Source organism: Pelagicoccus albus (genome assembly GCF_014230145.1).
GTDB classification, from domain to species: Bacteria; Verrucomicrobiota; Verrucomicrobiia; order Opitutales; family Opitutaceae; genus Pelagicoccus; species Pelagicoccus albus.
Genome location: NZ_JACHVC010000013.1, coordinates 992,008 through 1,016,291, shown reverse-complemented (window position 1 = coordinate 1,016,291; position 24,284 = coordinate 992,008). Strand labels below are relative to the sequence as shown.

Below are 24,284 nucleotides of genomic sequence, written 5' to 3'. Positions count from 1 at the left end.
CCTTATTTTTTGCCTGAGAAGAGGGTCTCGTACGCGTTTAGAAGCTTTGGCTCTTCGTACTGCCATTGCAGTTCGTTGAGAACGCGGTTTCTCCCAAACTCTCCCATCTTTTGGCGTCTCTCTGGATCGTCCAAAAGCTCCACTATCTTTTCTGCCAAATCGATTCTATCGTTTGGTTTAGCGTAGAGTGAGGCCTCTTGGGCGGAGAAGCGTCCTTCCTTCAGATCGTACTGGACGATGGGTTTTGCCAAAGCCATGTACTCCATAATTTTGTTCATGGTAGACTTGTCATTCATCTCGTTGGCAACGTCTGGGTTCACGCACACGTCTGCGGTGTTGAGCATATCTAGCATCTCATCGTCTGGCACTCTTCCGGTGAAGGTCACGTGTTCCCCGATTCCCATCTCGATAGCCAGGGCTTTCATTCCTTCGAGAGCGGTGCCTCCGCCGATGATGCCGAAATGGACGTCCTTGCGTCCCATTTCGAAAATCATGTGTTTTGCTGCTTCCAACAGATGGTCGATACCCTCCTGAGCTCCCATGACTCCGATATATCCGATCATGTAGGCTTTGCCTTTTTTTAGCTCAGGTTTGGGAGGGCAGATTTTTAGACGGTCGAGCTTCGGGCCGCTACGAACGACAAACACTTTATCCTCGGGCATCTTGCCGCGTTTGATGGCGATTTCCTTGTAGGATTCGTTGGTCGAAATTGCGATGTCAGCCGTGCCATATGAGAGACGCTCCGACCAAATCATTAGGTCGTAGAAAAAGCCTCGTTTACCAAATTTAGCTTCGTACAGCTCCGGATTAATATCGTGGTGATCGAATAGGTACTTCTTTCCGAAAAGCTTAAAAAAGCCGCCGATCAGGAATATGTTGTCAGGTGGATTGCAGGCATGGATGACGTCAAAGCCGGTGCGGAACAGTACTTTGAGTGAAAGCACGAACTGCCAGAATAGGGCAGTCGAATACTCGATAGCATAGCCCAAGGCTCCGTCGCCCTCGATCGGCAGGTTATGGCGATAGATGTCGATATCGTTGAGGCGCTCGAACTTCTCATTGTGCCCTTTGCCGGTGGGGCAAATAATCGAAACGGTGTAGCCGTTTTCTTTGAGTGTATTCGCCTCTTGCCAGACTCGGCGATCGAAAGGGCAAGGCAGGTTCTCAACTATGATGAGAACCTTTCGCCCGTTTCCTTTACCAGTTGATGCCATCGTAATTTGTGTTGGCCGGGTGCTCGTCGACTATTCTAACAAGGTCTATCATCGTCTGTTCCTTGCTCAGTTTCGGAATGAGCTCTTTGAATTCCGTTGCACCGTTGCCGATAACCACAACCTCGGAGTGCTCGATGATTTCCTCGGGTGTGTTAACCATCAGATTCGAGATGTGAGGAATCGCATTCAGGATGAAGTCTTTGTTGGCTCCAACAATCTTGGCGATGTTGACGTTGTTATCGAAGATCTTGATGTCGTAGCCTTTCCCGAGAAGGCGTTCGATTACTTCCACAATCGGGCTTTCGCGCAAATCGTCGGTGCCGGATTTGAAGCTAAACCCAAGGACGCCGATCTTCTTTTTTCCTTTTGAGGTGATCGCTTGGAAGCCCCGGTCCACCTGGATTTGGTTACTGGGTAGGATCGAGTTCAAAATCGGAACATTTACGTCCATGGACTTCGCCTTGTAGGTGAGGGCACGGAGGTCCTTGGGCAGGCAAGAACCGCCAAATGCGAATCCAGGCTTCATGTAGTAAGGGGAGATGTTGAGCTTCGTATCTTGGAAGAAGATCTTCATCACCTCGTGGCTATCGATGCCTACGGATTTACAAATAGAACCAATTTCGTTGGCGAATCCTACCTTAAGGGCGTGCCACACGTTGTCTGTGTACTTGACCATTTCCGCAGTTTCGATGCTGGTGCGGATCAGTGGGGCGTCTAGGCCGGCGTAGAGTTCGGAGAGGATGTCCCCGCTTTTGGTGTCCGACTCGCCGATAACAGTCTTGGGAGGATTGTAGAAGTCGAAGACGGCGGTGCTTTCACGTAGAAATTCGGGATTTCCGCAAATGCCGAAGCCTTCACCTGCCACCATTCCAGAAGCCTTTTCGATCGTCGGAATGACCACATTGAGCATGGTGCCCGGGAGCATGGTGCTCCGGATCACAACGACATGGAAACTAGCTTTTTCCTTTAGCGCTTCGCCGATCTCCTCGCAGACATTGCGCACGTAGCTCAAATTCAAACTGCCGTTAGGCATACTTGGAGTTCCCACGCAAATAAGAGATATGTCTGTCTTCGCGATCGCTTCCTTAGGATCTTGGGTCGCCGAAAGTTTACCAGCCTCCACCGCATTGCTAATAATGGTGTCGATGTCTTTTTCAATGATCGGAGTACGTCCCTCATTGATCAAATCGACCTTGCTCGAGCTTGGGTCTACACCGATTACAGTGTTGCCGTTTTTAGCAAGGCAGCCGGCGGAAACCGCTCCGACGTAGCCTAGTCCGAAAATACTTATTTTCATTCGAGTTTGGATAATTTTTGTTGGTGTTAGGTGACCTTGTTTGGTGGCAAGGCGATTCAGATCGTTGGTCGCGATTCCGTAAGGATTCCGCGGAGGCTTTTTACAAAGTTTGTATCAACGGTTGCGTTGCTTGGTGGCTTAAGAAAAGAGTCGCGGCAGGATAGTCGACTAAACAATTCGTCTACGTCGAACGCAACGGAGGCGATTCCTAGACTCGCAAGGGCTTGGGCTGTATCTATTTGATGTGAGTTGGAGGCCTCGCCGTACTCCGGAGAGCGTGGGAAAACTATCATAGGCAAAGCCAAGGCTCTGGCTTTCAGAACAGTACCCATCCCGGCGTGAGCGACGACAAGTTTACTTCTTTCGAGCTTACGATCGAAAGCGTCTGAATCCAAAAAGCGACAATAGGGAATATGCTTCGGCTCGTAGTTGGTTCGTCCTATTTGCGCGAAGCACTCGACTTCTTTGTTCTGGGCGGCCCATGTATCCATCGCTTCGATGAAGCGATCAAATGGTCTGTCTGTACCTACCGTTATTAGGAGCATAACACGCTTCCGATGTAGTGAGGCCCCTTCGGTTTGCTCAGTTGCGGCCACTGAGTTAAGCAAACGTCAGCGAACGGTTTTACAAGTAGCCCAGATAGGGAAAGACGTCTTACGTTGGCCACGCTGTCTATCCATACTGTTCGACACCCCAATAACTTAGCTAGAATTACTGCCAAGGCACCGGGGGCCGCTCCCGTCGAAATGACGGTCGATGGTTTTTCCTTTATCAGTAGTTTGATCACGCTCACGGCGCACGCCAGCAAAGTTCGTGCCTCGCTAAGGCTCGAATCCTTTATTAGGTAAAACGGGCGATTTGGCGTGTCGTTTCGATAGTGGTTATCGACGGTAGCGAACAGGACGCTTAAGTCCTCTAAAGCGGGGCTCAAGCGAATCAATTGAACCCAATGGCCGCCGCCTGAAGAAACGGCGACGAGTTTATTTCGCTTTCCCACACAGGTTCGCTTGTCGTTGGTTCGACGGAAAATTCCCTTTTATCGTGTTCCTATTTGAGACCCAAGAAGTCCTGCTCCAGCTGGTTTGGAACATAAGATTTAGTCTTGTTGAGGACCACTCCGAGGTGGGCTTTGGAATCACCGAGGAGCTCAGTGGCTTGTTTTGCGACAGCACTGTCGGTTTGCTCGGACTCTACAACCATCAGAACTACATCCATGAAGGACGCCAATCTTGGGGTTGCGCTGATCGGGCTAACAGCTGGCATATCGAAAATGATGTAGTCGAAGTCGCTCGCCTTGAGTTTCGGTACGATAGAGTTGAAGCGGCTTGGCAGGATGCTAGGCAGTTTGTAGCCGTTAGTACCTTCTGCCACGACGTAAAGGTTCTCGCCTAACTTGGCCTTGTCTTTCGATTCCAAGGCTTCGTCGAGGCTCGATACTTCTTCTCCCTTGTAGAACTGCTTGGCTGACTCTTGGCCGAGGGTCATATCGACGAGGAGTACGTTTCCTCCTTCCGTTTTAGAAAGGCTTCCGGCCAGTCCGGATGCTATGGTCGATACGCCTGGCTGCTCCCCAAGACCTGTTAGTCCGATTAGTTTCGGGTTGTGCTGGAGGTTGCGGCTTTCGAAGTAGCCAATTACGCGGTCTCTCAGAGCTTCGAAATAGTTGTGCAGAACGTGTTGTGGCTCCCAAGGTGAGATTTGGGCATTGCCTTTCGCCACGGCGTATTCGTCTGGCTTGCTCTTGGCGGCAGCCTTGAGAGCTGTCGACTTGGGAGCGTAATCTGCCCCCTTGGTAACTTTGCCGCGTCCGATGAGCTGACGTTGCACAGAATTGGAGCGTTTTGTGAGCTTTCTGAACTCCTTGCCCTTGCTGTCTGGTATGGTGAGGAAGAGCGGCAACCCCGTTGCTTTCTGTACCTCCTGCGGGCGTTTGATAGACTTATCTAGTAGTAACTCTTTCAGAAAGGCCCAAAGGAGGCCCAGTATCGCAATGCCTCCCGCAGTTCCACCGGCTATTTGCATCTTAAGGGTAGAATCTTTGCTTGGAGGTGTTGGTTGCTGAAGGAGCGTGATGTTGTTGACTCGTCCGCTGCTGATTTCTTCATCCAACTGGTTTTGGCGAAGGCTAGCCAAGAAGGTGTTGTACTGATTGGCCTCCATCTCGCGACGACGCTCAAGCTGGTTGAGGGTCAATTCGACTTCGTCGATTCGGGTGGATTCGGTGTATAGGGACTTGAGGTGTGTCTGCAGGATGTTCAAGCGCTCTTGCAAGGCGATCGAGTTCGCTTTGGCAGTACTGATACGAATTTCGTAGGGGAGATCCTCGTCTGTCTCTTTTCCTGCGGTCACAGCTCCTCTCAGAGCGAGGTCAGGGTGGTCTTTGAGTAATTGGGTCAGCTCACCCTCGAGCTCTTCGATCTTCTTTTCGATCGCTTTGATTCGCGTGCTTCCCGGGGCGAATCGGGTAATCAGGTTTCGCTGCTGTTCGCGGAAGATTTCCAGGCGAGTCGAGCGTGCTTCATAGTCGCGAATCGCTTGAGCAAGGGTAGCGTTTTCCTGGACGTCGACTACTTCCTCTTCATCGGCTTGGGGTGCTGCCGGAGCAGTCCCAGCTTCCTTTTGGAGGCGTTCTTGCAAGGCTTGGTTCTCCGCCAGGTTTGTCTGCGTTTCGAAAATGTTGTTTTGGATGCGTGAAATTTCCGAGTTGATGCTATTTCTCGACTGCTCGATCGAGACGATTCCAGCCTTTTGCTTAGTCTTGATGATCAACTCCTCCGTTTGGAGGAGATTCGCGCGCAGTTCATCGGTTTTAACCGTCAGGTACTCGTCAAAGGTACCTTCAGCTCGGTGGATCTCGTAGTGGCGTTTGAGATAGGTATCGATAATTGTCTGCAGGATAGCCTGTACCTGGTCAGGGCTTTCGCTCCCGTAGCTGAGCATGATGATGTTTGACTGGTTCCCAAAGTTCGCCTCCATGCCTTGGGCCACCTGACCGGTCAGCGTTTGCTTGGCTGCCTCAGCGTCCATCTCCGCCAGTTCGGGCTGAGGGGTTGTTTCGTAAAGTGTGTTGGCGACGTCTTTCGCCAGGTCGAGGCTAGTGAGGATCGCTAGCTCTGTCATCTTGATGTGTTCAGAGCCGCGTCCGCCGATCGCTGCTGTCACCGTTGAGCCATTTTCGTCCACGACGTCGCGCTTCTCTGTAACGTAACGAATGAGAAGCTGTGCGCTGGACTTGTATTGATTGGGGATGTACTTGTAGGCAGCAGCCCCGGCAGCAAGGCCCAATATGATAAAGAAAATAATCTTAAACTTGTGTCGAAAGAGGATGAAGTAGATGTCGCTAGGAGAAAGCGATAATCCACTTGGAGCGGCTTGATTTGTCGTGTTGTTCATGATTCGGACTTCCTGTGTAAAAGGGTTTGTGTGTGTTCAGCCACGAGGGCGATGCAAATTGATTAGGCTATATGGCGATACATTAGTTTCCCGAGCGCTCGGTTCAGGGCGATGGGAAGCTTCGAGAAGATGTGATTGTGAAAGCCAAAGGCGTTGTCTGCCATGGAGATGACTGTGTTCTTATCTAGGTCGAATTTTTGGTAGTGCTGCAAGTCTTCGATGGCTCCCCATGATAGCTTGTATTGGCGTAATCCCTCTTGTGTAGAGGTGGAGTTTCGACCTAAGTCAATGCTGGAACGTCCTTCGCGACCGTAGTAGGAAATGGCTTCCCACATTACCAGATTGTTGCCGCGAAATTCCTGATAGCGATAGTCGGATGCTCCGTACTTGTAGTGCACGGTCTCTTCGTCCTGCCTGACGTACACAGAACTGGAGATTGGTCGATCACCTAGGTAGGCAGTGAAGATATCGAGTAGATCGTCTGCCTCCAGAGATTCGCGGAGATTCTTGAAAAAGCTTAGGGGCTGTGGAGGTAGGCCGTGACGCCGCCTAGTCAGACACTGCAGTTTGTAAAATTCTTTCAGGGCCTTCTCAGTATTTGAGCGACGAACGATCACGCCCGATTTAACGGCTTTCCTGATTGCCCTCTGTGGTGCGGACTTCAAATGAGAGAAGGCCTCGTCGGAGTTGAGGGACAGGTTGATTTGATGGCGGTAGAAAGAAATGGATGGTTTAAAACCGTCCAGAGCTTCGAAACCTCCACGAATTTCGAAATATTTCCAATCTCGCCGGTGTCCTACGTCCATTAGTTTGCGGTACAGCAGGAATAGGGCCTCTTTGTCAGAAACCTCTGGCGGACAAAAATCGAAGAACGGAATTGAGACGCCGCGTTTGCCCGATAAGGGACTGTCGACTTCCACTATCGGAAGAGTCGCGACCAGACGCTGGTCCTTGCGTACCGTTATCCAAAGTGGTTGGTAGTCGTAGGATTCTACTAGCGCGGGTATCCATCTTTCCCCCAAGAAGCGTATCCTCGATGCCGACCCGCGATAGTCCGCCTCTGAGAGGCTCTCTCTCAGCTCACAACGAGGTGTGTCCGAGTCTTTCACGATTCGGACTTTCTCGTCTTCTGTTGGCATGCTTTGTATATCCACTTTGAGCACGAGGATGCAACGTGGCCGATTGCGAACCAGCTGCTTATGCGGCGATCTCTTTGAAAAATAGTAGTTTGGAGGCTAGTTTAGGTAAAAATCGCATCTAAATTGAGTCATGGCTTTTAAGTAAGGTAGGGTCTTCCTTCGGCTCTTCCAGTTTGAACTTGAGCCCAGTCAGGACAGATGAGAGCCGAGCTTTGCGTTTTGGGACTTCATTTTGATTTGTTCGGCGGATTGGAAATCATTCGTCCAGTCGTACTTAGCTCCATTTACATAAGTCACCGATGTACTGGGCCGAACCGTCATGGAGCCAAGAGTCCAGCTGAGCTTGATCTTTTAGCTGTTGTCCGCGGGCTCTCGGAACGAAAGCGAATTTAGAGTCGACGTCGGGAAGGTTAGTCATGTCGCCCCACAGTTTTTCGAACTGGCTAACCGGGAATATATCCTCTTGTCCCTCTCCCCAACGTTTTTTCACGTCCTTCAGGGTCAAATAGGTGGGAAGACGTAGAGCGACCTTGCGTATGGCTTCTTCGACTTTCCTTTCATTGAGAATAGACTCTCGGTCGAGCCCAAAGGTTTCCAGAAGCTTGTCCAGATTGATCCAGCTGGTGTTGGTGTTGTAGTAGGTGAGCTTAAACTCGTCGCTTTCATCGGGGAGGGCCAAGCCCTCGATGAGTCGAACCCGTCCATCGATTTTCGCCAAACCTCCTCCGCGGTCCTCTGTTCGTTTTGACATGACTTCGAAGGAGAGCGTAGCTCCGGTCTGGATATGCCAGCCCAAGAGAGCTGCATCAACGGACGCTCCCAAGGTGTCAATGTTGTGGGACAGGAGGTATTTCACCTGCGGCTGCATTTTCAAAATACGAGCGAGCGTACCGTTCTTGATCAAATTGGGAATCTCGTACCAGTGCCCGACCGGATGGAGGCATTGCCCCGGCAAGTTGTCCGTGTAGTCAGCGGCTTCGCCAGTTTGCTTTGCCCAATTGACGAGGGCGGCTCGGACGCTTTGCAGCATCTTCTGCTTTTGTTCGTCGAGTTTTTGTTGGGTGGTTTCCTCCCAAGCAAATCTGAGATCTCTTTCCGTAGGGACGAGGCGCAGGCCGATAGATTTGCCAGATGAAAGAAAAGCAGAACGATCTAGGCGGTCGCTGTGATCCCTTTCCAAATGCTGTTGTATGGGATCGTGCGTCAGGTAGCTGGTTGTGAAAACGTGAGGGATGTTGGTTTTGAATTCATCCTCTGACTTTTTCGTTTTGGCGAGGTGGATGTCTATGAAGTTCCGGTGCTTGCCTGAGTAAGAAAAGAAGGGGTGCAGCGATTTCACGACGCCGGCTCCCTGCGTCCAGCGGCTCCCGACTCCTGCAGCAAGGGTGACTACTGCGAGTTCACCTCGCTCGAGAGCGGCTTTCCCGATCTGTGAGAAGTCCGAATTGGTAGCGTCGTGCAGTTCGGCTCGATCGACATCTTCAACTGTAGCAGTCGAGCTCAAGCGATTCATGGCTAAGCCAATTCGGCCTGCCAGGACATCAGACCGGATTTTTTCGTGCTGCTCTCTGTCAAAACCATTTTCAATTAGTAGTCGATCCAAGCTCTGGTCTTCTTCGCTCTTGTTTTGAACTTCGGGGAGCAGGTGCTCGATGAGGGCAGTCGCCGAGAATTGGCCCGGCGATCCGGGGGTGATCGCTTGAGCGTACTGTTGGAGGTCTGCCCTTTGCGTGTCGCTCATATCGTTCGACCGAGTACGGAGCGCCTCAGGAATCGTCATCTGGTAGAAGGTTTCAGGAAACAGGGCGTTAGCTCCTTCCAAAAGGGTGCCTGTGGATCCGTTTTCGTTTATGCGGAAGTCGTAGACGACTGGATCCATCGCAAAGGGGAGCGCTTTTTCGAACTGAGTTTTGCGTTCCTTCATACGCTTCGAAAGGAACGCTTGCCCCTCGGATTTCTTAGAAGGGTCGAAAATGAACCCCATTCCACCACCGGACATGCCTCCGAGCATCCAGAATCCCCAGAAGTCATCGCCGAAGGCGTCCTTCACATCTTGGATAAGCGTTTCCGTGTAAATGTTGCTGACCCATGGGATGATATCGTGGAGAGGGCCAAAGAAGTTATCGGTAAGCCGCTTGCCGAGTTCCTTGATTTCCCCGTTTTTGAGATTTTCTATGATCGCGTCGATAGTGGCTAGAGCTTGTTGGCGGGCTTTCCATTCCCGACTTCCTCGCACAAGGTACTTTTCAGTCACCATTTCGAGGATCGGTCCGACATTTTGGGCCATTCCGCCGTGTACGAGTACAAGGCTTTCTTGGAGCTTTTCGCGGGCCGATTGATTGACAGTCTTCTCGTCGAGCAAGGTGTGCCTAGGTAGGAGTCGACCTCGGCTTGTCCCGAATTCAGAATCTCCCTCCTTCGCTCGTTCTCCTTCGATAAGCTTGATACCGGGCCAGACCCCACCCGAGTCCTGCCATCCACCTCCTGATCCGCCGATCCATTCGCCTAGAATTGCCCGAGCGGCCACGATGCGACGTTCGGCTTCAAGCAACGGTCCCTGAATGGAGCGAGTTTGACCAGTCGCTCGCATGCAGACTGAGATTAAGGCTCCGAGCAGATTTGTTGAAACGGCGAGACGTGATCCTTTGGGAATGCGATTGACGTTGCTGACTATTTCCAAGCCCTTGCCTTGGCCGATCATGGCTCCGAACAAGCTTGCGATCGATTGTCCAGAACCCTCCAAGCCTGGTGGAACCAGCCCGGATGAGATGACGGCCGCCTTCAAAAGTCCTAGGTAATCCCGGGCGAAATCGAAAACTTCATCCACCATGCTAAGCTCTGTGGTGGCACCGAGGTCCACGCTGCTCAACCTTAGCACTGGCTCTTCGATGACACGTAGATACGCTTCGATGGGAGGGCGGATTTCTTTATCTCTTCCGTGTACGCCGAGATCCACTGACACGTTGATGACTCTTGCCCCGTCGGGATAATCCATGCCGAGGAAGAAAATGTCGCTCCAAGCGCAGTGGGTAAGGTCCATGCGTACCGCGGTCTGCTCCTTCAGGATTGGGTATACTTTGTTGGGTCCCGTTTTCTTTAGGAGTTCCTTTTTGAACCTAAGTGGATGGTCCAAATAGTGGCCCATCCTGAAAATCCAGGTGTTTCCTGCTGTGGATTTGACCGTTTGCCTGACTTGGTCGGCCAAAGTTTGGAAGGCAAGGCTATGGTAGGCGTGGGCCAGAGAGCTGGACAAGGTGTCGTTAGCTCCCTCGTCTTCCATTCTCTGTAGCAGCTCTTGGATGGCTTCCTCGAATCGCCTGTCCAATGCGAGCTCGTGAGCTTCGTTCGAAAGTTTGGCTTGGTCGGGGTAACCCTGTCTGGCGGGAAGCTGAAATCTGTGGATCGCGTGCAGAAAGAAGAGAGCCCTGACCCGCTTGTACAAACTCCGCTCACGGTGGCGGTAGGCCTCCAGGTTTTTAGCCTCACGGAGTAGCTCTTCGATCGAAAGACCCTCGCACAGTTCGGTTAGAGAACGATCTCTGATGGAGGATTCCTCCGCGTTGATCGTTTCGATAAATGGGCTTACTTCACTCATCGATCTAATGCCTTAGGAGCTGGGCCTATTGGCTAGCAATTCGAGGATGCTCGTCACAACCCTATCGCGATCCTTGCCCGAGAAGGAAAGGGCAAGTTGGGCGAAGAGAAGTCCATAGTCTGATCCGATATCGTATCGGCGGCCAGAAACTTCCAGGGCTAGCAGCTTTTCCCGTTTTGCCAGTTCATTCAAGGCGTAGGAAAGACTGCGGCCGTCTGGGCCATCGATTGCGGTCGTTGTATTTAGAATACCAAAGATCGATGGCTTCAAAACATGGATACCGAAAAAGCAAAGGTAGTATCCTGCCCGTAATCCAGGAACCAAGAGCTCCAGTTCCGCTTGGGTTGGTGTTGGCTTTTCCACTACGTTTTGAATTTCGTAGAGCCCTTGTAGCCTATCGACTAATTTTCCACCAACAGCCCCGAAATCGCTTATCTGATTTTCCCGGGTCGCTTGTACTCCGGAGACGGAGGCGTTGTTCTTTTCAGCGATCGCAACGACTTGTTTGGCGCAGCTCATGGATTCGTCTGAAACGCAGAGGTGATCGCCCACGATGTGAAGAAACGGGTGATCTCCGGTGAACTCTTTACCTAGCTGGATCGCTTGAGCGTAGCCTGTCGGCTTTGGCTGTTCAATAAAGTGGATACGATTAGAATACACTCCGGCTGCGTTTTGGTAGCTGGCCTGAGAATCAGGGCAAACGATCAGACATACCTCTTCGATACCGGTTGAAAAAGTCTCCTCTAGTACGATTTCAAGAGCGGATCTCTTGATCCCTTTTTGATCGATCAAGGTTTGAAGCGGAAGACTTCGCTGATTGGGATCGGCTAGCGTGATGAGGGCTTTGGAAATCTTCATAGGGAAGGGCGAAACAGCGGAATGAAGGGAAGCGTTAGAAAGAATGGATCAGGTTATACGGAAATTTGCTACGGCTTTTCAGTAAGGATATGAAGAATATTCTCTAGTTCCGATCGATTAAGAGAAGGATATGGATGCGGGTTTGTTCCAACTGGCTTCAGATTCGGATGAGAAAGTGCTGTATGCGGAATTACTACGCATCTCAGTGTTGACAAGCGCCATACGCGACGTATCGGTAGCTCCTTCGACTATTGGAGAGATGGCAGAGTGGTCGAATGCGGTGGTCTTGAAAACCATTGAGCCGAAAGGTTCCGGGGGTTCGAATCCCTCTCTCTCCGCCACTTTTGAAAAAGCCGTCCCAACTCGGGGCGGCTTTTTTTGTCTTGGGGTTGTGGGATGAGAAGCTCGGGGTTCGACGGAGCGAGCCTGAGCGAGTGGAGATGGGCAACGCGATAGCGTTGGGGCGTTAGCCCTGAGCCCTTGTGGCGAACCAATCCCTCTCTCTCCGCCACTTTTGAAAAAGCCGTCCCAACTCGGGGCGGCTTTTTTGTGTTTTAGGGTTGTGGGGTGAGGACTGGGATCTTGTTCAGAAAATAAAAAAGCTCCCTGCGAGGGAGCTTTTGCGATTCTCAAGATGGAAAGTTGGCCTCAGCTCCAACTCAAATCGTTTTTTCTGAGCGGCAAGGTTCGAACTCTTTTCCCCGTGGCGGCAAAAATCGCGTTGCATATTGCCGGTGCAGTCGGGGGGAAGGCGGGTTCGCCGAGTCCGGTTGGCGGGTTGTCGCTTTGTTCGAATACGACTTCCACCTTCGGTGACTGAGAAATTCGCAGCATAGGCACCTCGTCGAAGTTTCCTTGCCGAATCTGACCGTTTTCCACGGTAAGCTCCTGGTCGAGCGAGGAGGATAAGGCATCGAGCATGGAGCCTTGAACTTGATTTTCCGCTCCCGATAAATTCACGATCGGCCCTACGTCGACTCCGGCGACAAGTTTTTCCACCGTCAAATCCCCTGATTGGCTGACGGAGACTTTAGCTGCCACGGCGACATAGCCGCGGTGGCTGAAGTGAAAAGCCAAACCGAGACCTTCGCCCCTGGGCAAGGTTTGCCCCCATCCCGCTTTCGTTGCAGCCAACCGCAAAACATTCTTCATACGCCCCGCATCGTAATCGGGCCCCCGGCCAGAGCTGGGAACTTTCCGATCCTCGCCCAGCAGATTGAGTTTGAATTCGAGTGGATCGGTATTTGCGAGCTGAGCTAGCTCGTCGATGAAACTCTGGAAAACCCATGCCAGCGAACAGCTTCCCGGAGCCCGCCACCAGCCCATTGGGATACTAGTAGAGAGAATCGTTTGGCTAAGCTTCGCATTTGGTACGAATCGGATCGGGAACTCATCGGAAGAAACGCCAGCACCGCGTCCGGTGTGTTCGTCTGAATTTAAGCCAAAAGTGACAAAATGGTTCGTCCAAGCTGAAATGTTTCCTGATGAATCGACAGCCCCTTTGAGGTGATGCCAGCCTGCGGCCCTGTAATAGTCTTGCCGCATGTCCTGTTCTCGACTCCAGGTCAGTTTAATCTTCTTTCCTGGTAGACGGTGGGCAATCGCTGCTGCCTCGCACATGAAATCCGACATGAGGCGGCGTCCGAATCCTCCACCGATACGTGTAATATGAATTACTACCTGCTCATCGCTTAGTCCAAATAGGTCCTTGATGAGGCCGTGACCATTGCCCGGGTTTTGAGTTGGGCTCCATAGCTCCATGATACCGTCTTTGAACAGAGCGGTGGTGTTTTGCGGCTCGAGATTGGAGTGGGGGATGAATGGGTAATGATAGCTGGCCTCGATCGATTTTTCAGCGGAACTCAACACACTCGCGACGTCGCCGTCTTCTCGCAGAATCTGACCCTCTTTGCTCGATAGTTGCGCTGCTTCTTCGGCGAACAGAAATGAGTTTTGTTCAGAAGCATCAGGTCCGCTCCAGACCGCCTGGAGGCTTTGCTGGGCTCGGAAAGTGGTCCAAGTGTCCTTGGCAATAATGGCAATCCCTGAAACGAGCCCAAAAGGATCGTCTGTTCCATCCACGATAAAGGCATCAACGACTCCGGGAAGTCGCTTGATTTCCTCGATATTTGCGGTACGCGCTTTTTTGCCGAACACCGGATTCCGGACATAGGCGGCGTAGAGCAGGTCTTCGCCTTGCTGGTCGATGCCAAAGAGAGCTTGTCCGGTGACGATGGCTTCGTTGTCCACGCCCGGAATCCTCTTACCCAGCAGGGAGAAGTCCTTCGGGTCCTTCAGCTTAACGGAACTAGTATCTGGAACAGGGAGTTCAGCGGCGATTTCGGCAAGTTCTTGGTAGGCGACCTTCTTATCGGTCTCACTATCATAGACGAACCCTTGGCGTGCTTTGCAGCGCTCTACGTCGATATCCCATTTTTTTGCCGCAGCTTGTTCCAAAAGAGTCCTACCGACTGCTCCGATTTGTCGGAATGCATGGTAATGCCCTGGAGTAGCTCCGCTGCCTCCGGCGCCTTGCCAACCGGGCAGGTCCTTTACAAAGCCTGCCTGCTCGACGGTTACCGATTCCCAAGGCGCTTCGAGCTCCTCTGCGATGATCATCGGCAGCGAGGTTTTGATACCTTGTCCGATCTCAGGATTTTTCGAAATGATGCGAATTAGTCCTTCGCTGGTTATCTTGATATAGAAATTAGGTTCGAAGGCGGATGAACTGGCGGTCGCTGCTCGCAGACCCCGAGTGGGTAGGGCAGCGCTTAGGAGCAAGCTGCCTCCTGCAAGAATACTTGCTTTTACGAAGTCGCGCCGGCGGATTCCTTCTGGCGTGGTATTCTTCATCTTATGCAACTCCTCCTTCCTCGGCCGCGGCGTGAATGGCCTGTCGAATTCGAGTGTAGGTCGCGCAGCGGCAAAGGTTGCCCGACATGACTGAGTCGATTTCTCCGTCGCTGGGTTTCGGCGTTCTGGCGAGGAGGGCGCTTGCTGACATCAATTGTCCGGATTGGCAGTAGCCGCATTGCGGTACATCCAGTTTGATCCACTGCTTTTGCAAGGAGGTCAGTTTCCCGTTTTTTGCGAGCCCTTCGATGGTGGTGATTTCGCCAGAAGTAGCGGCTGACACCGGTAGCTGGCAGGAACGGATCGCAACTCCATTCAAGTGTACGGTGCAGGCTCCGCAGATTCCTTTGCCGCATCCGTATTTGGTTCCGACCATTCCAAGATGGTCCCGCAGAATCCATAGAAGCGGTGTGTCATCGCTGGCAATGACGCTATGCTTCTGGCCGTTGATCAGAAGAGTGTACGATTTCATAGGGAAGGGGGATAGGGTTCGAACTACTCAAGCGAACGCTTGGCGGCTTCATTCGCTTTCACTGAATGCGACAAGGGCTGCCTTTTCAAGGCAGCCCTTTCTGTGCTTATTGCTCTTAGCCTACTCAAGGATTAAAGTGGATCGGTTGGTGAACGAGCGTTCTTACGTTGGCACCGTTCTTTTGGCCAGGTTGCCATTTCGACTTGGTCACCGCTTCGAGGGCTGCTTGTTCGAACTCTCGGTGGGATGACTTTACGATTCGAGGTCGAATGACTCTTCCTGTTTCGTCGATAATGAACTCTACCGTCACTAACCCGACGGTCTTGGATTGTTGCATCGAGTATGGGTAGAGCGGTTTGGTGGCTACGATTACCCGAGGCTGCTTATCTAGCTGGCTCGTGAGGAACACGCCGAATGCTTCCTCGTCGGCTTTGACGAAGGAGTTTCCTGCGTCGACGGCTATTTTGACTCCGTTATCCCTTGGATTCAGAAGGCTCTCCATCATTCCGATCGTTACGTCGGGTAGTTTATCTTCAAATACCGGCTTATCGATCTCGTCTGGTTCGACGATAGGGATTGGCTCTTCATGTTTGATAAACTCAGGCAGCTGCTCGGCCACTGGTTTCACTGGAACGACCGGAGGACCAATGAACGGGTTGGGGATTTCCATCAAAATTGGCAGGAGCGCGAAAGTTGCGACCACGCCAGTGAGCCCTATTCCAAACGCTTTCAAGCGAACGCTGAGCGGAAGAGGGGCAGGGGTATACATTGTTCTCATTTCTCTTTTGGGTGTTGAGGTTACGAACTATGTATTACAAGTGTAGGAGAAAGGTGGTTTTGTCAATCCTACAAATGTAGGATTAACATTCCCGCCCTAAGTCGGGCACAAAAAAAGCGACCATTTGCACGGTCGCTTTTGGAAAATCTCAAGTCCGATCTCTAGGGCGAGAATTGGATAGGGATGCGGATCTTACAGGCCACTGGCTTTCCGTCCTTTGAAGCCGGGTTCCAAGTGGATCGCTGTACACACTGGATTGCAGGTTCTTCGAACTCGCGGTGTGTGGACTTGATGGCGCGGGCTCTGTGGACCTTGCCATCTGGGTCGAGGACGAATTCCACCGTTACGCTACCCCGTGTCTTGGATTGCTGCATGGAGTAAGGGTAGAGTGGGGTCGACATCACGAGAGCGCTCGGCTTCTTGTCAACGTCCGCAAGGGAGAAGATCTGCATACCTTCCAGAGCGTCGATCTTGTCATTGAAATCGCCAAATCCGAAATCGCCAACCGCGTCACCTGAACCTGGGTTGAGTGCCATTTCCAACTGTGCCAGTGTCATAGGTGGAGGTGGCTCCTCGATTTCTGGCTCGTCAAGCTCCTGTTGCTCCTCTGGAGGAGGTGGTTGATCCTCAGGAGGTGGAGGAGGTGGCTGCACAGATGCGTCTTCAGTCGCGACTTGGATGCCTGGGTTGGCGAATTTTCCAAGGTACTGCATGAACGGCAGAATAGCGAAGACTCCTACCGTGAAGAGCACTGCCAGCATACCGTTGGCAAAAAAGTTTCCCTGTTGATTTGATGGGGTGTAGTTAGAGCTCATAGCTTCTTATGTTCTTTTTGGGCTTGGTTGGGCTCTTAACTGGCACGGCCACTGAAGTGTTGGAGCGAAATGCTTTCCAAGCGAACGAGGAAGCTTTCGTAGTCCAGTACTTTCTGTTTCAGGAAATAGACGAAGATGTAGCCAGGAATCGCGAGGCAGAGACCCATTTGGGTGGTGATCAACGCAACCTGGATACCGCCGGCCACGATTGAAGTGGTGCTTTCCGAGCCACCCAGAGCGATCCCGTAGAAGGTAGTCAACATACCAAGAACGGTACCGAGGAGTCCCATGAGCGGGGCCGTGTTGATCATGATCTGCAGGAAGGTGATGTTCTGCTGAAGGCGAGGGATCTCGGCGGTGCGAATCTCCGCGAAACGGCTTTGGATGTCTTCTACGGTTCCTACACCGTCCTGGGAGTAGCGAATGATTTCGCCCACAGTCCCTTTTGCCTTGGAGGAATCGCGAACCCATTCCTCGCAAGTCGAGATAGAGGTCTTTTTGTGGTTCCCGCGGAAGAAGAACAGAAGCAGTCTCGCTCCTACGTAGAAGGCGACGAGGCCTAGCAGGAAGAGCGGGATCATTACCCAGCCGCCAGAGACAATGATGTTCCAAGCGTCGATTATTGTATCAGTGAATGAATTGTCCATCGAGGTACGTACGTGGTTAAATGAAAGAGCTGTCGCTCCGACCATTCTGCGCTTGAAGGGGGCAAGCTTGATTGGGGTGGGAGGGGTTGTGCTGTTTTTTGGGTGTTGGTTGAAATATTGATCTGAAACCGAGTCAAGCGTATCCCTTGTGTCCATGGGGGTCATTGGCCTCATGTTTCATCGGGAATGTCCTGCACGATTTTCGTTGTGACGGTAGGCTATATAAACCCATGTCCTACAATTGTACGTCAAACCAATTCTCCAAATGTTGCTAGATTTGTCGTTAATTTTCCTGCGAGCCGGCGAGCTGCTCCAAACCTTGCCCATTTTCGATGGCTTGGAGGCTTTCGAACACTATATTTAGGGGCTCTGGCCGCTTGAGCTCGTGGCTATTGATGATCTCCAGTACTGCCAGCTGTTGTCCGTAGGAATACTCGTTGAGTTTTTTGTCAGGCAAAAGAAACCCTCCTTCAAAGGTGGCTCCGGCGTAAATACCTTCGTAAACGGTGTAGGCTAGGATATCTGCGTCGGCTTTTGATTCCGGGTTGGATCCAGTCGGCCCGCGGACGACTGAGGCGTCCACTCCAATTTGGAATTTCGCCTTTTTCAGCATTTCTAGGCCTTCCTCTTTCACGATCAGTAGCACCAGGTTCAGCTTCTGAGCTCCCAATTGAAGACCGCCGCTGATTTGGCCGGTTTTTAGCCATGCGGGTGTACTCCAGTTTCCTTCGTCATTTCGGACAGCGACGATGCCAAAACCGCCCATGGCTCCGAAGATTACGCCAGCTTCATATTGCTTCAAGATGATGACCCCTTTGGCCTGCTTTAAAATGTTTGGCGGAATCTGCGATCCTTCCAGGCTTTGGATATCACGGAGGGATGCAGCCAGTTTCTCGGCTCGACGTTCCATGCGGTTGGTTTCGCGGTCCGCGGCATTGGCTATGAACGAGAAGCACAGAGCCAGGAGGAAGAAGAGATACCTCGGTTTCCGATTCGTGGCAGAAGGTTTGTAATTCGAAACCGAGATTGTCATGCGGAGCTTTCTGGAGGTGGGGCGGACTTGGTACCTCCCAGCAAATATTAGAAGCCACTAACTTGCAGAAGCTAAGGCCTAACAAAACAAAAAACCGCCAAAATTGTTAATTTTGACGGCTTGGATAAATCAAAGTGATTTCGAGAGCTTAGTTGGAAACGGTGTAGGCGGCTGGTTTGCTTTGGCTGGGCAATTCGATGATTCCTAGTTCGAAAGCGCAACGCGTTAGCTCGACCGCGCTTCTGGCGTCCAGTTTTTTCATCAGATTGGCCCGGTGCGCTTCGATTGTCTTCACGCTAACTTCCAGCATTTCGGCAATCTGCTTGGTGCTAAAGCCCTCTGCTACTGATTGGAGCACTTCTCGCTCCCGGTTGGAGAGGCGGTTTTTCTTTTTGGAAATCGAGCTAGCCACGAGATGCGATTCCCTTAGCAGGCTCGCGCATACCGGGCAGAGGTATCCGCTACCACTTTTAACCTCTCGAAGCCCTTCTTTCAGTTTCGAGGCCGGCGAGTTCTTCGAAACGATGCCATGGCAGCCGAGCTCGAGCAATTCACGGATTGTGTCGGGTGTGAATTGGGAAGATATGGCAATAAATCTGGTCTTGCTGTTTCGCGGCCCGTATTGGCGGAGGATCTCGATGCCGTTTAGTCCGGGAAGAAACAATTCGAACATTACGATATCCGGGCTCTCTTCCTCACAAAGTTTGAGCGCTGTGCGACCATCGGCCGCTTCGCCTACGACCATGATCCCTGGGATCGTAATGGCTAGAGATGAGAGGAGGTCTCTCAGCATCAGCTGATCCTCCAAGACGACCATGCGACTAGTCTGGTTGGTTGGTTGAGTCATGGTTTTGGTTTGGTTGGTTAGGCTGCCGGTGCTTTGCCGCTCTTTCGGCCTATTCCAGGCTTTCAGTGCAGTTAAGCTATCGGCCGACTTGCTTGGTTAGGTCAAGTCGTTAGGGTATTCGCCTCCTGATTAGGAGATGTAACCTTGTGTTAAGTAAAACTGCCTGCATCAATTAGCTTGTCAAAGTACTTTAACAAAATTTTTAAACCAAGTTTTTGTGAGACTTTCACTAAAAAGGCGTCGAAGGTTCGAAGTTCTTGTTATCTCATTTAGTTTCGGTTTTTGAAGCTAAGCCCATGAGTGACCAAGCGCGATACAGTCCAGGGGATTCCTCTTTCGATTTTCCCGAGCAATGGGGCTTGATCCTTGTGGACGCCAAAATGAGGGTTTTGTGCCTTCTTGGCGAGTTGAGAGAATGTCAGGCCCAAGCGGGTAATCGCTTGGATCTTGCAGATGTACTCTGCGAGCAAGGCTTGGAGTTGGCTGAAATAGGCGAATTGCTTGTTTGCTTGGAGGATATACCTCCGGATTGCGAATTGCGACTCCGTTTAGGGCGTCCATCTATCAGCATTGTGGTGAAAGGGTTGGAACTTGGCGATGGGGCAAGTTGCCTAGTGTTGCGGCCAAATTCCGAACCGGAGGCAGAGGAGATGCTCGACAGGGTTTGGGCTTGGGCGAGGACAGTGCTTCAAAAGGCGGAAACTGCTAAAAGACCAGCAGGCCCAGCTCCTGTTTCGCTATTGATCGTAGACGAAAATCTCGAAATCGTGAAGTTTGTACGGACCCTGTCTCGCAAACTAGGTTGCCGTACTCTAGGCGCTTGCAGTGGAGGTGAGGCCTTGGCTCTCTCAAAATCTCGCCCTTTTGATCTCGTCCTCATTGACCATCTTCTACCGGGCTTCGGGGTGAAGATATTGAGCGAACTTCTCAGGGAAAAAAGCCTCCGAGATTGGGGGCATGCTCCGACTGTCGTTTCCATGACCAAAGATGTCCGCTACTTGGACGATTCTGAGAAGATCGCTATCGAAAAGCCGATATCCATGGCTGATTTGAAGGTTGTGGTGGATTTGGCGAGTTCAGACAGGGAGAGCCGTTTTTCGAGCTCGGAAGGTGAATCGGTAGAGGTCCTTCGTATGGAGGCGTGGAAGGATAAGCGAGAGCTGCTAAAGCGTCTTTCGCAAGCTCTGCTAGCCCACGGTATGGAATTGGCCATGAGAATTCGCGAAGATTCCGATTTCGTGCGGAGCTCTGAGTTCGTTTCAGAAATGGAATCTCTACGCAGCGGTTGCGAAATGGTTTACGCCGAGAGGCTTACGGCCGCTTGCGACCAAATTCTGGCGAACGGACTATCTGGCGGGTCAATACCGCGTCTGGAGCACGTTGAAGAGCTTTTGGTGCAGATCGAGGGATTTAGATTGTTCGCCCAAGCTCACGGGCTTCTCCAGACTGGGGAGTAAGGGTTGGGCCTATTATCGATTAATGTCGGTAAAATGGGCCCTCAGGCCGCTAATTTAGGTTGATTCGCAGCGCACCCGTTGTATCCAAGGAACCCTTATGGCAAAAACTTCTTCTTCAAAACCCGCTAATGCGGCTTTCATGAAACCAGTAACACCTGATGCGGCTTTGGCTGCTGTTGTAGGTGCGGAACCACTCCCACGTACTGAGCTTACCAAGAAGCTTTGGGATTACATCAAGTCCAACGACCTCCAAAACCCAGAAAACAAGCGCGAAATCATCGCTGACGATAAGTTGAAGGCTGTTTTCGACGGTAAGGACAAGGTCTCTATGTTCGAGATGACCAAGCTGGTTTCTGGACACGTCGTAAAGTAAGACGAACCAACTTAACCTATTCTTTGGGGCCCGAGGCGTATCGTCTTGGGCCTTTCTGTTTGCTAGACTCGATCAAGGGGCTGGGTGGCAAACCCTAGCTTTGGTCGATGCCTCCTAGCCTCGGGCGAGTGAAGCGGCGGTGAAACTCTGATTCACATCGCTAGGATGCCCGATTGTGCTCATCACGGGCAAGTGATCGGATGCAAAGCTTCGAATCACTTCGGTTTCGACAGCTACGTAAGGCTCGGCCAACAGGACGAAATCCAATCCTCGAGAAGGGAAATGCGCTGGAAAGGTCCTTTTTTGCTTCGGATAAAATTCGTAATGAGAGCTGTGGGCAGTCCGTGCGATTAGCTGGTGAAGAGCGTCTTCGGAGGATCGAGAGCTGGTGTTGAAGTCGCCACAGATGATGGGAGGCAATAGGTATGGGTCTCGTTCGCTCTTGCGGTGAATGGAATCCAGCAGTTTGTCGATCTGGTGCAGTCGCGTCATTCGGGACCGAAAGTCCAAATGCAAATTTATGACGTCGACCTCTGTTCCATCCACTTGGAAGCAGGCCTCTAGGAAGCCTTTTTCACCTAGCTTCTTTTCTCCGAAGGATTCCACTCGCCAGCTTTTGACTGGGTGTTTGGAAAGAAACGCATTTCCGTAGGCGAGAGGTTTTCTGCCAGCCCGGCGATTATGGATGCCGTGCACGGAAAAAGGGTAGTCGGTTGCGGACTGCAAGTAGTCCAGTAGGTTTATGTGGGCGTTCCAGTGAGAAGAAGCATCGATCTCTTGGAAGGCGACGATGTCGGGCTCGTGCTCCCGAATCAGAGTAGCGATGCGATCGAGGTTTTTGAAAATCCCGCGTGGACTGTGGAAGCCTTGATACAGCGATAGACCTCGCCCGTGGGCGATATTGAAGGTCATCAGTTTGATTTCTTGTTTCGAACTCTGCATCGCCTTTAAGTGTCTTACGAATAACTAAGGCTAGTGAATTCCTAGCGAATTGAAAGGCTTGGCTCCGTATTTACGGAATCTTTGCCTCAAGGCCCAATCCAAACTAAGCTGCTGTGCATTCATTCGGAGATCTCGATATACATCTCAAAATACCTGATCTCTGGCAGCAGGAGGCACTGCATTTTGTCAAAGCGGGGCAGGATGTGGTGGTCAATGCTCCTACCGGTGCTGGCAAGACCTACTTGGTTGAGTTGATCGCCGAGTCTTATCGCCACGGACAAATCGTTTTGGCGGTGCCAACGAGGGCTTTGGCTAACGACAAGCTGCGAGAGTTTCGAGCCAAAGGTTGGAAGGTTGGGATCGTTACAGGCGATGTCTCTATCGATCCGGATGCTCCCGTGGTAGTCGCCACTTTGGAAACCCAGAAGCCGAGATTCCTCAACGGATTGGGACCAAAGTTGTTTGTTATCGACGAGTATCAAATGATTGGAGACGAAACGAGAGGGGTCAATTACGAGCTATGTGTCGCTCTAGCCCCGGAGGGGACGCAGTTGATGCTCCTGAGTGGAAGTGTATCCAATCCTGGTGACATCGTGAGCTGGCTTCAGCGCTTGGGAAGGGATGCTCACTTGGTTGAGGTCAAGAAACGTCCCGTCCCCCTGGAGGAAATCCATTTGGATGCTCTCTCGTTTAATCCGCCTCGCAGCGTGACCGGTTTTTGGCCTAGGCTGATCGCCAAAGCCTTGATGGCCGACTTGGGGCCCATTTTGATTTTTGCCCCTCAACGAAAAGGGGCGGAAGCCTTGGCTCGCCAATTGTCCGCTGCTTTGCCTGTGGAAAACCCACTCGCCCTCAGCCCGGAGCAAAAGCGATTAGCGGGAGGTTTGCTGGAAAAGTTGCTGAGCAAACGAATCGCCTTTCACCACAGTGGGTTGAGTTACGAGCAACGGGCAGGCTTAGTGGAGCCACTGGCTAAGGCGGGGCAATTGCGTGTCGTTGTGTCTACCACGGGTTTAGCGGCGGGAGTCAATTTTTCGATGCGTTCGGTTCTGGTGACTGAGTCGCAGTTTACCCTTGGAAACGTGCAGCAGCTCATTCGTCCAGACGAGTTGCTGCAAATGTTTGGAAGAGCGGGACGCCGCGGATTCGATACTATCGGTTACGCATTGGTGGCTCCTGACCGGCCGCGATTACGAGAAGGCAAGCCACGTCCCGTCAGACGCCCCAAGCTGCTGGATTGGCCGAGCTTAATTGGGATTCTTGACGCGGCGGTTCAAAATGGGAGCGAACCCTTTGAAACTGTGGTGGAGGCTTGCGGTCGGCTGTTGGGAGAGACTCCCGCTACAGTAGGCGTTGAGCATTGTATCAATTTCCCGGATATGCCTTGCGGGTTGATGGTCGACGCCGAAAGAGCCCGACACGCGACTGCGAATAGCGAAGAGATCCTAAATTCCAGAGGATCTTGGGAGCTTCGGGCTCCGTTAGTACGTCTTTCTTGGAAGGAGGTACAAATCACGCACGAGGGAAAGTTAAAGAAAGCGTTGGAAGTTCCAGAGGTCGTGCGATCGATTGGTGAGGGGAAGTTGTGTCGGTTGCAGGGAATGTTCGGAAAGAAGCGATTGCTGGGCTTTTTGGATAAAAAGAAGAAGTCGCGGATTCAATTGGCGAAGTGGATACTCGAGGCGTTTTCAGAGGTCGGGGTAAATCTCTCCAAACGACACGAGATCGGTGAATTATCGAATCTACCTTGGATCAAGCTGCCAGAATGTGGAACCCTGGTACGCACTAAGAGGGAAGGCTTTCGACTGATTGGCCTTTTTGATTTGTCCGAGGTCGAGGCGGCGTTTGATCGAGATGTTTTTGGCGTGGCCCTCTATAAGCCGGAGGTCCGGAGAGCTTATCCGCAGGAATGCCAAAATTGCAGCCAGCTTTCTATTTGCGAAAACCAGCTTAGTTCTGCACGGAGCCCCGCTTTATCCTGGAGGCAGCTTAACCTCATCGATAAGCAAGGTCGGCCCACCTTCCGCGGCCAAGTATTCAGTCTGTTTCAAGGAGGCGAGGGGCTGGCGGTGGCGGCTGCTTTGGAAGATGATAGTTACTCTGTCGATGCGATTGCCCGCGACATTGCGAATCTGAGAGCTGGGTATCGGTTTGACGACTACGCCCAGTATAGCCATCGACTGTCGCGAGCTTGTCGAGTTGCGTATCAGGATCGTAGCTACGAGGGCTATCTTAAGCACGGCTTGCCTCCGCATTATGGGGATGGAGCGGCGGAAGTTATTGCTGATTGGGCCGTTTCTGCAGGCCAGGGCAGAAAGCTGCTTACCGATGATTTGAAATTCGGAGATGTGCAAAGAGCGAGACAGGAGTGGCTAAGCTTATTGCGTCACATCGTGAATGCTCCGGCCCTGCCAAATGAGCGTTGGTTGGAGCTGCAGGCATGTTCACGTGAGATACTAGCGGATGACGATCGTCGGCTGCTGGTGGATGATCTTCCTGCGCTGGAGCCCTCCCAGCTCGGCCGTGTAGAGCATCGTTTGAGGTTTCCAAGGAAATGGTAATCCCAAGCGA

At 51.8% G+C, this 24,284-nt stretch carries 19 protein-coding genes and 1 tRNA gene; 4 read left to right on the top strand and 16 right to left on the bottom strand.

Annotated elements, in window-relative coordinates:
* Positions 1-2 precede the first annotated feature (2 nt).
* The 8 genes from H5P27_RS19450 to H5P27_RS19415 form a co-directional block, all read right to left on the bottom strand.
* Positions 3-1,214: a glycosyltransferase family 4 protein gene (locus tag H5P27_RS19450; protein WP_185662090.1), complete on the bottom strand. Its 1,212-nt coding sequence runs from the start codon at positions 1,212-1,214 to the stop codon at positions 3-5.
* Complete coding sequence (locus H5P27_RS19445) at positions 1,198-2,511, bottom strand: nucleotide sugar dehydrogenase (RefSeq protein ID WP_185662089.1); 1,314 nt, start codon at positions 2,509-2,511, stop codon at positions 1,198-1,200. The genes H5P27_RS19450 and H5P27_RS19445 overlap by 17 nt, the downstream gene beginning before the upstream one ends.
* A 56-nt stretch (positions 2,512-2,567) precedes the next feature.
* Positions 2,568-3,056, bottom strand: coding sequence for a glycosyltransferase (locus tag H5P27_RS19440; protein ID WP_185662088.1), 489 nt, complete (start codon positions 3,054-3,056; stop codon positions 2,568-2,570).
* The gene (locus H5P27_RS20260; protein ID WP_185662087.1) at positions 3,047-3,508 is read right to left on the bottom strand and encodes a UDP-N-acetylglucosamine--LPS N-acetylglucosamine transferase; all 462 of its coding nucleotides are present in this window, start codon (positions 3,506-3,508) and stop codon (positions 3,047-3,049) included. Before H5P27_RS20260 ends, H5P27_RS19440 begins: the two co-directional genes overlap by 10 nt.
* 50 nt (positions 3,509-3,558) lie before the next feature.
* Positions 3,559-5,904 carry an exopolysaccharide transport family protein gene (locus tag H5P27_RS19430; protein WP_185662086.1) on the bottom strand — a complete coding sequence of 782 codons (2,346 nt, stop codon included), beginning with the start codon at positions 5,902-5,904 and terminating at the stop codon, positions 3,559-3,561.
* 62 nt (positions 5,905-5,966) lie between these two features.
* The gene (locus tag H5P27_RS19425; protein WP_185662085.1) at positions 5,967-7,043 is read right to left on the bottom strand and encodes a GNAT family N-acetyltransferase; all 1,077 of its coding nucleotides are present in this window, start codon (positions 7,041-7,043) and stop codon (positions 5,967-5,969) included.
* Between the two features lie 274 nt (positions 7,044-7,317).
* Entirely contained in the window at positions 7,318-10,638 is a 3,321-nt protein-coding gene (locus H5P27_RS19420) for a UTP--glucose-1-phosphate uridylyltransferase (RefSeq protein ID WP_185662084.1), read from the bottom strand.
* A 12-nt stretch (positions 10,639-10,650) separates the two neighbouring features.
* Positions 10,651-11,496, bottom strand: coding sequence for a sugar phosphate nucleotidyltransferase (locus H5P27_RS19415; protein ID WP_185662083.1), 846 nt, complete (start codon positions 11,494-11,496; stop codon positions 10,651-10,653).
* Positions 11,497-11,749: 253 nt separating this feature from the next.
* Between H5P27_RS19415 and H5P27_RS19410 the strand changes: the two genes are divergently transcribed.
* Positions 11,750-11,837, top strand: a tRNA-Ser gene (locus H5P27_RS19410).
* 307 nt (positions 11,838-12,144) lie between these two features.
* Here H5P27_RS19410 and H5P27_RS19405 read toward each other — a convergent pair.
* The 7 genes from H5P27_RS19405 to H5P27_RS19375 form a co-directional block, all read right to left on the bottom strand.
* Positions 12,145-14,349: a xanthine dehydrogenase family protein molybdopterin-binding subunit gene (locus H5P27_RS19405; RefSeq protein WP_185662082.1), complete on the bottom strand. Its 2,205-nt coding sequence runs from the start codon at positions 14,347-14,349 to the stop codon at positions 12,145-12,147.
* Position 14,350: 1 nt separating this feature from the next.
* Positions 14,351-14,821 (bottom strand): (2Fe-2S)-binding protein, encoded by a 471-nt coding sequence (locus H5P27_RS19400; RefSeq protein WP_185662081.1) that lies wholly within the window; start codon positions 14,819-14,821, stop codon positions 14,351-14,353.
* A gap of 124 nt (positions 14,822-14,945) precedes the next feature.
* Complete coding sequence (locus H5P27_RS19395) at positions 14,946-15,599, bottom strand: energy transducer TonB (protein WP_185662080.1); 654 nt, start codon at positions 15,597-15,599, stop codon at positions 14,946-14,948.
* 161 nt (positions 15,600-15,760) lie between these two features.
* A complete protein-coding gene (locus H5P27_RS19390) occupies positions 15,761-16,414 on the bottom strand; it encodes an energy transducer TonB (protein ID WP_185662079.1) in 654 nt (217 codons plus the stop codon).
* A gap of 35 nt (positions 16,415-16,449) precedes the next feature.
* Positions 16,450-17,061, bottom strand: coding sequence for a MotA/TolQ/ExbB proton channel family protein (locus tag H5P27_RS19385; RefSeq protein ID WP_185662078.1), 612 nt, complete (start codon positions 17,059-17,061; stop codon positions 16,450-16,452).
* Positions 17,062-17,344: 283 nt separating this feature from the next.
* Entirely contained in the window at positions 17,345-18,094 is a 750-nt protein-coding gene (locus tag H5P27_RS19380) for a lipid-binding SYLF domain-containing protein (RefSeq protein ID WP_185662077.1), read from the bottom strand.
* 148 nt (positions 18,095-18,242) lie between these two features.
* Positions 18,243-18,941: a LuxR C-terminal-related transcriptional regulator gene (locus tag H5P27_RS19375; RefSeq protein WP_185662076.1), complete on the bottom strand. Its 699-nt coding sequence runs from the start codon at positions 18,939-18,941 to the stop codon at positions 18,243-18,245.
* 296 nt (positions 18,942-19,237) lie between these two features.
* On the opposite strand from H5P27_RS19375, the gene H5P27_RS19370 reads away from it, so the two are divergent.
* A complete protein-coding gene (locus H5P27_RS19370) occupies positions 19,238-20,398 on the top strand; it encodes a response regulator (RefSeq protein WP_185662075.1) in 1,161 nt (386 codons plus the stop codon).
* A 139-nt stretch (positions 20,399-20,537) separates the two neighbouring features.
* Complete coding sequence (locus tag H5P27_RS19365; RefSeq protein WP_185662074.1) at positions 20,538-20,771, top strand: SWIB/MDM2 domain-containing protein; 234 nt, start codon at positions 20,538-20,540, stop codon at positions 20,769-20,771.
* Between the two features lie 114 nt (positions 20,772-20,885).
* Here the strand turns inward: H5P27_RS19365 and H5P27_RS19360 are convergent, their stop codons facing one another.
* Entirely contained in the window at positions 20,886-21,713 is an 828-nt protein-coding gene (locus tag H5P27_RS19360) for an endonuclease/exonuclease/phosphatase family protein (protein WP_185662073.1), read from the bottom strand.
* Positions 21,714-21,826: 113 nt separating this feature from the next.
* Between H5P27_RS19360 and H5P27_RS19355 the strand changes: the two genes are divergently transcribed.
* Positions 21,827-24,274 (top strand): DEAD/DEAH box helicase, encoded by a 2,448-nt coding sequence (locus tag H5P27_RS19355; protein WP_185662072.1) that lies wholly within the window; start codon positions 21,827-21,829, stop codon positions 24,272-24,274.
* Positions 24,275-24,284 lie beyond the last annotated feature (10 nt).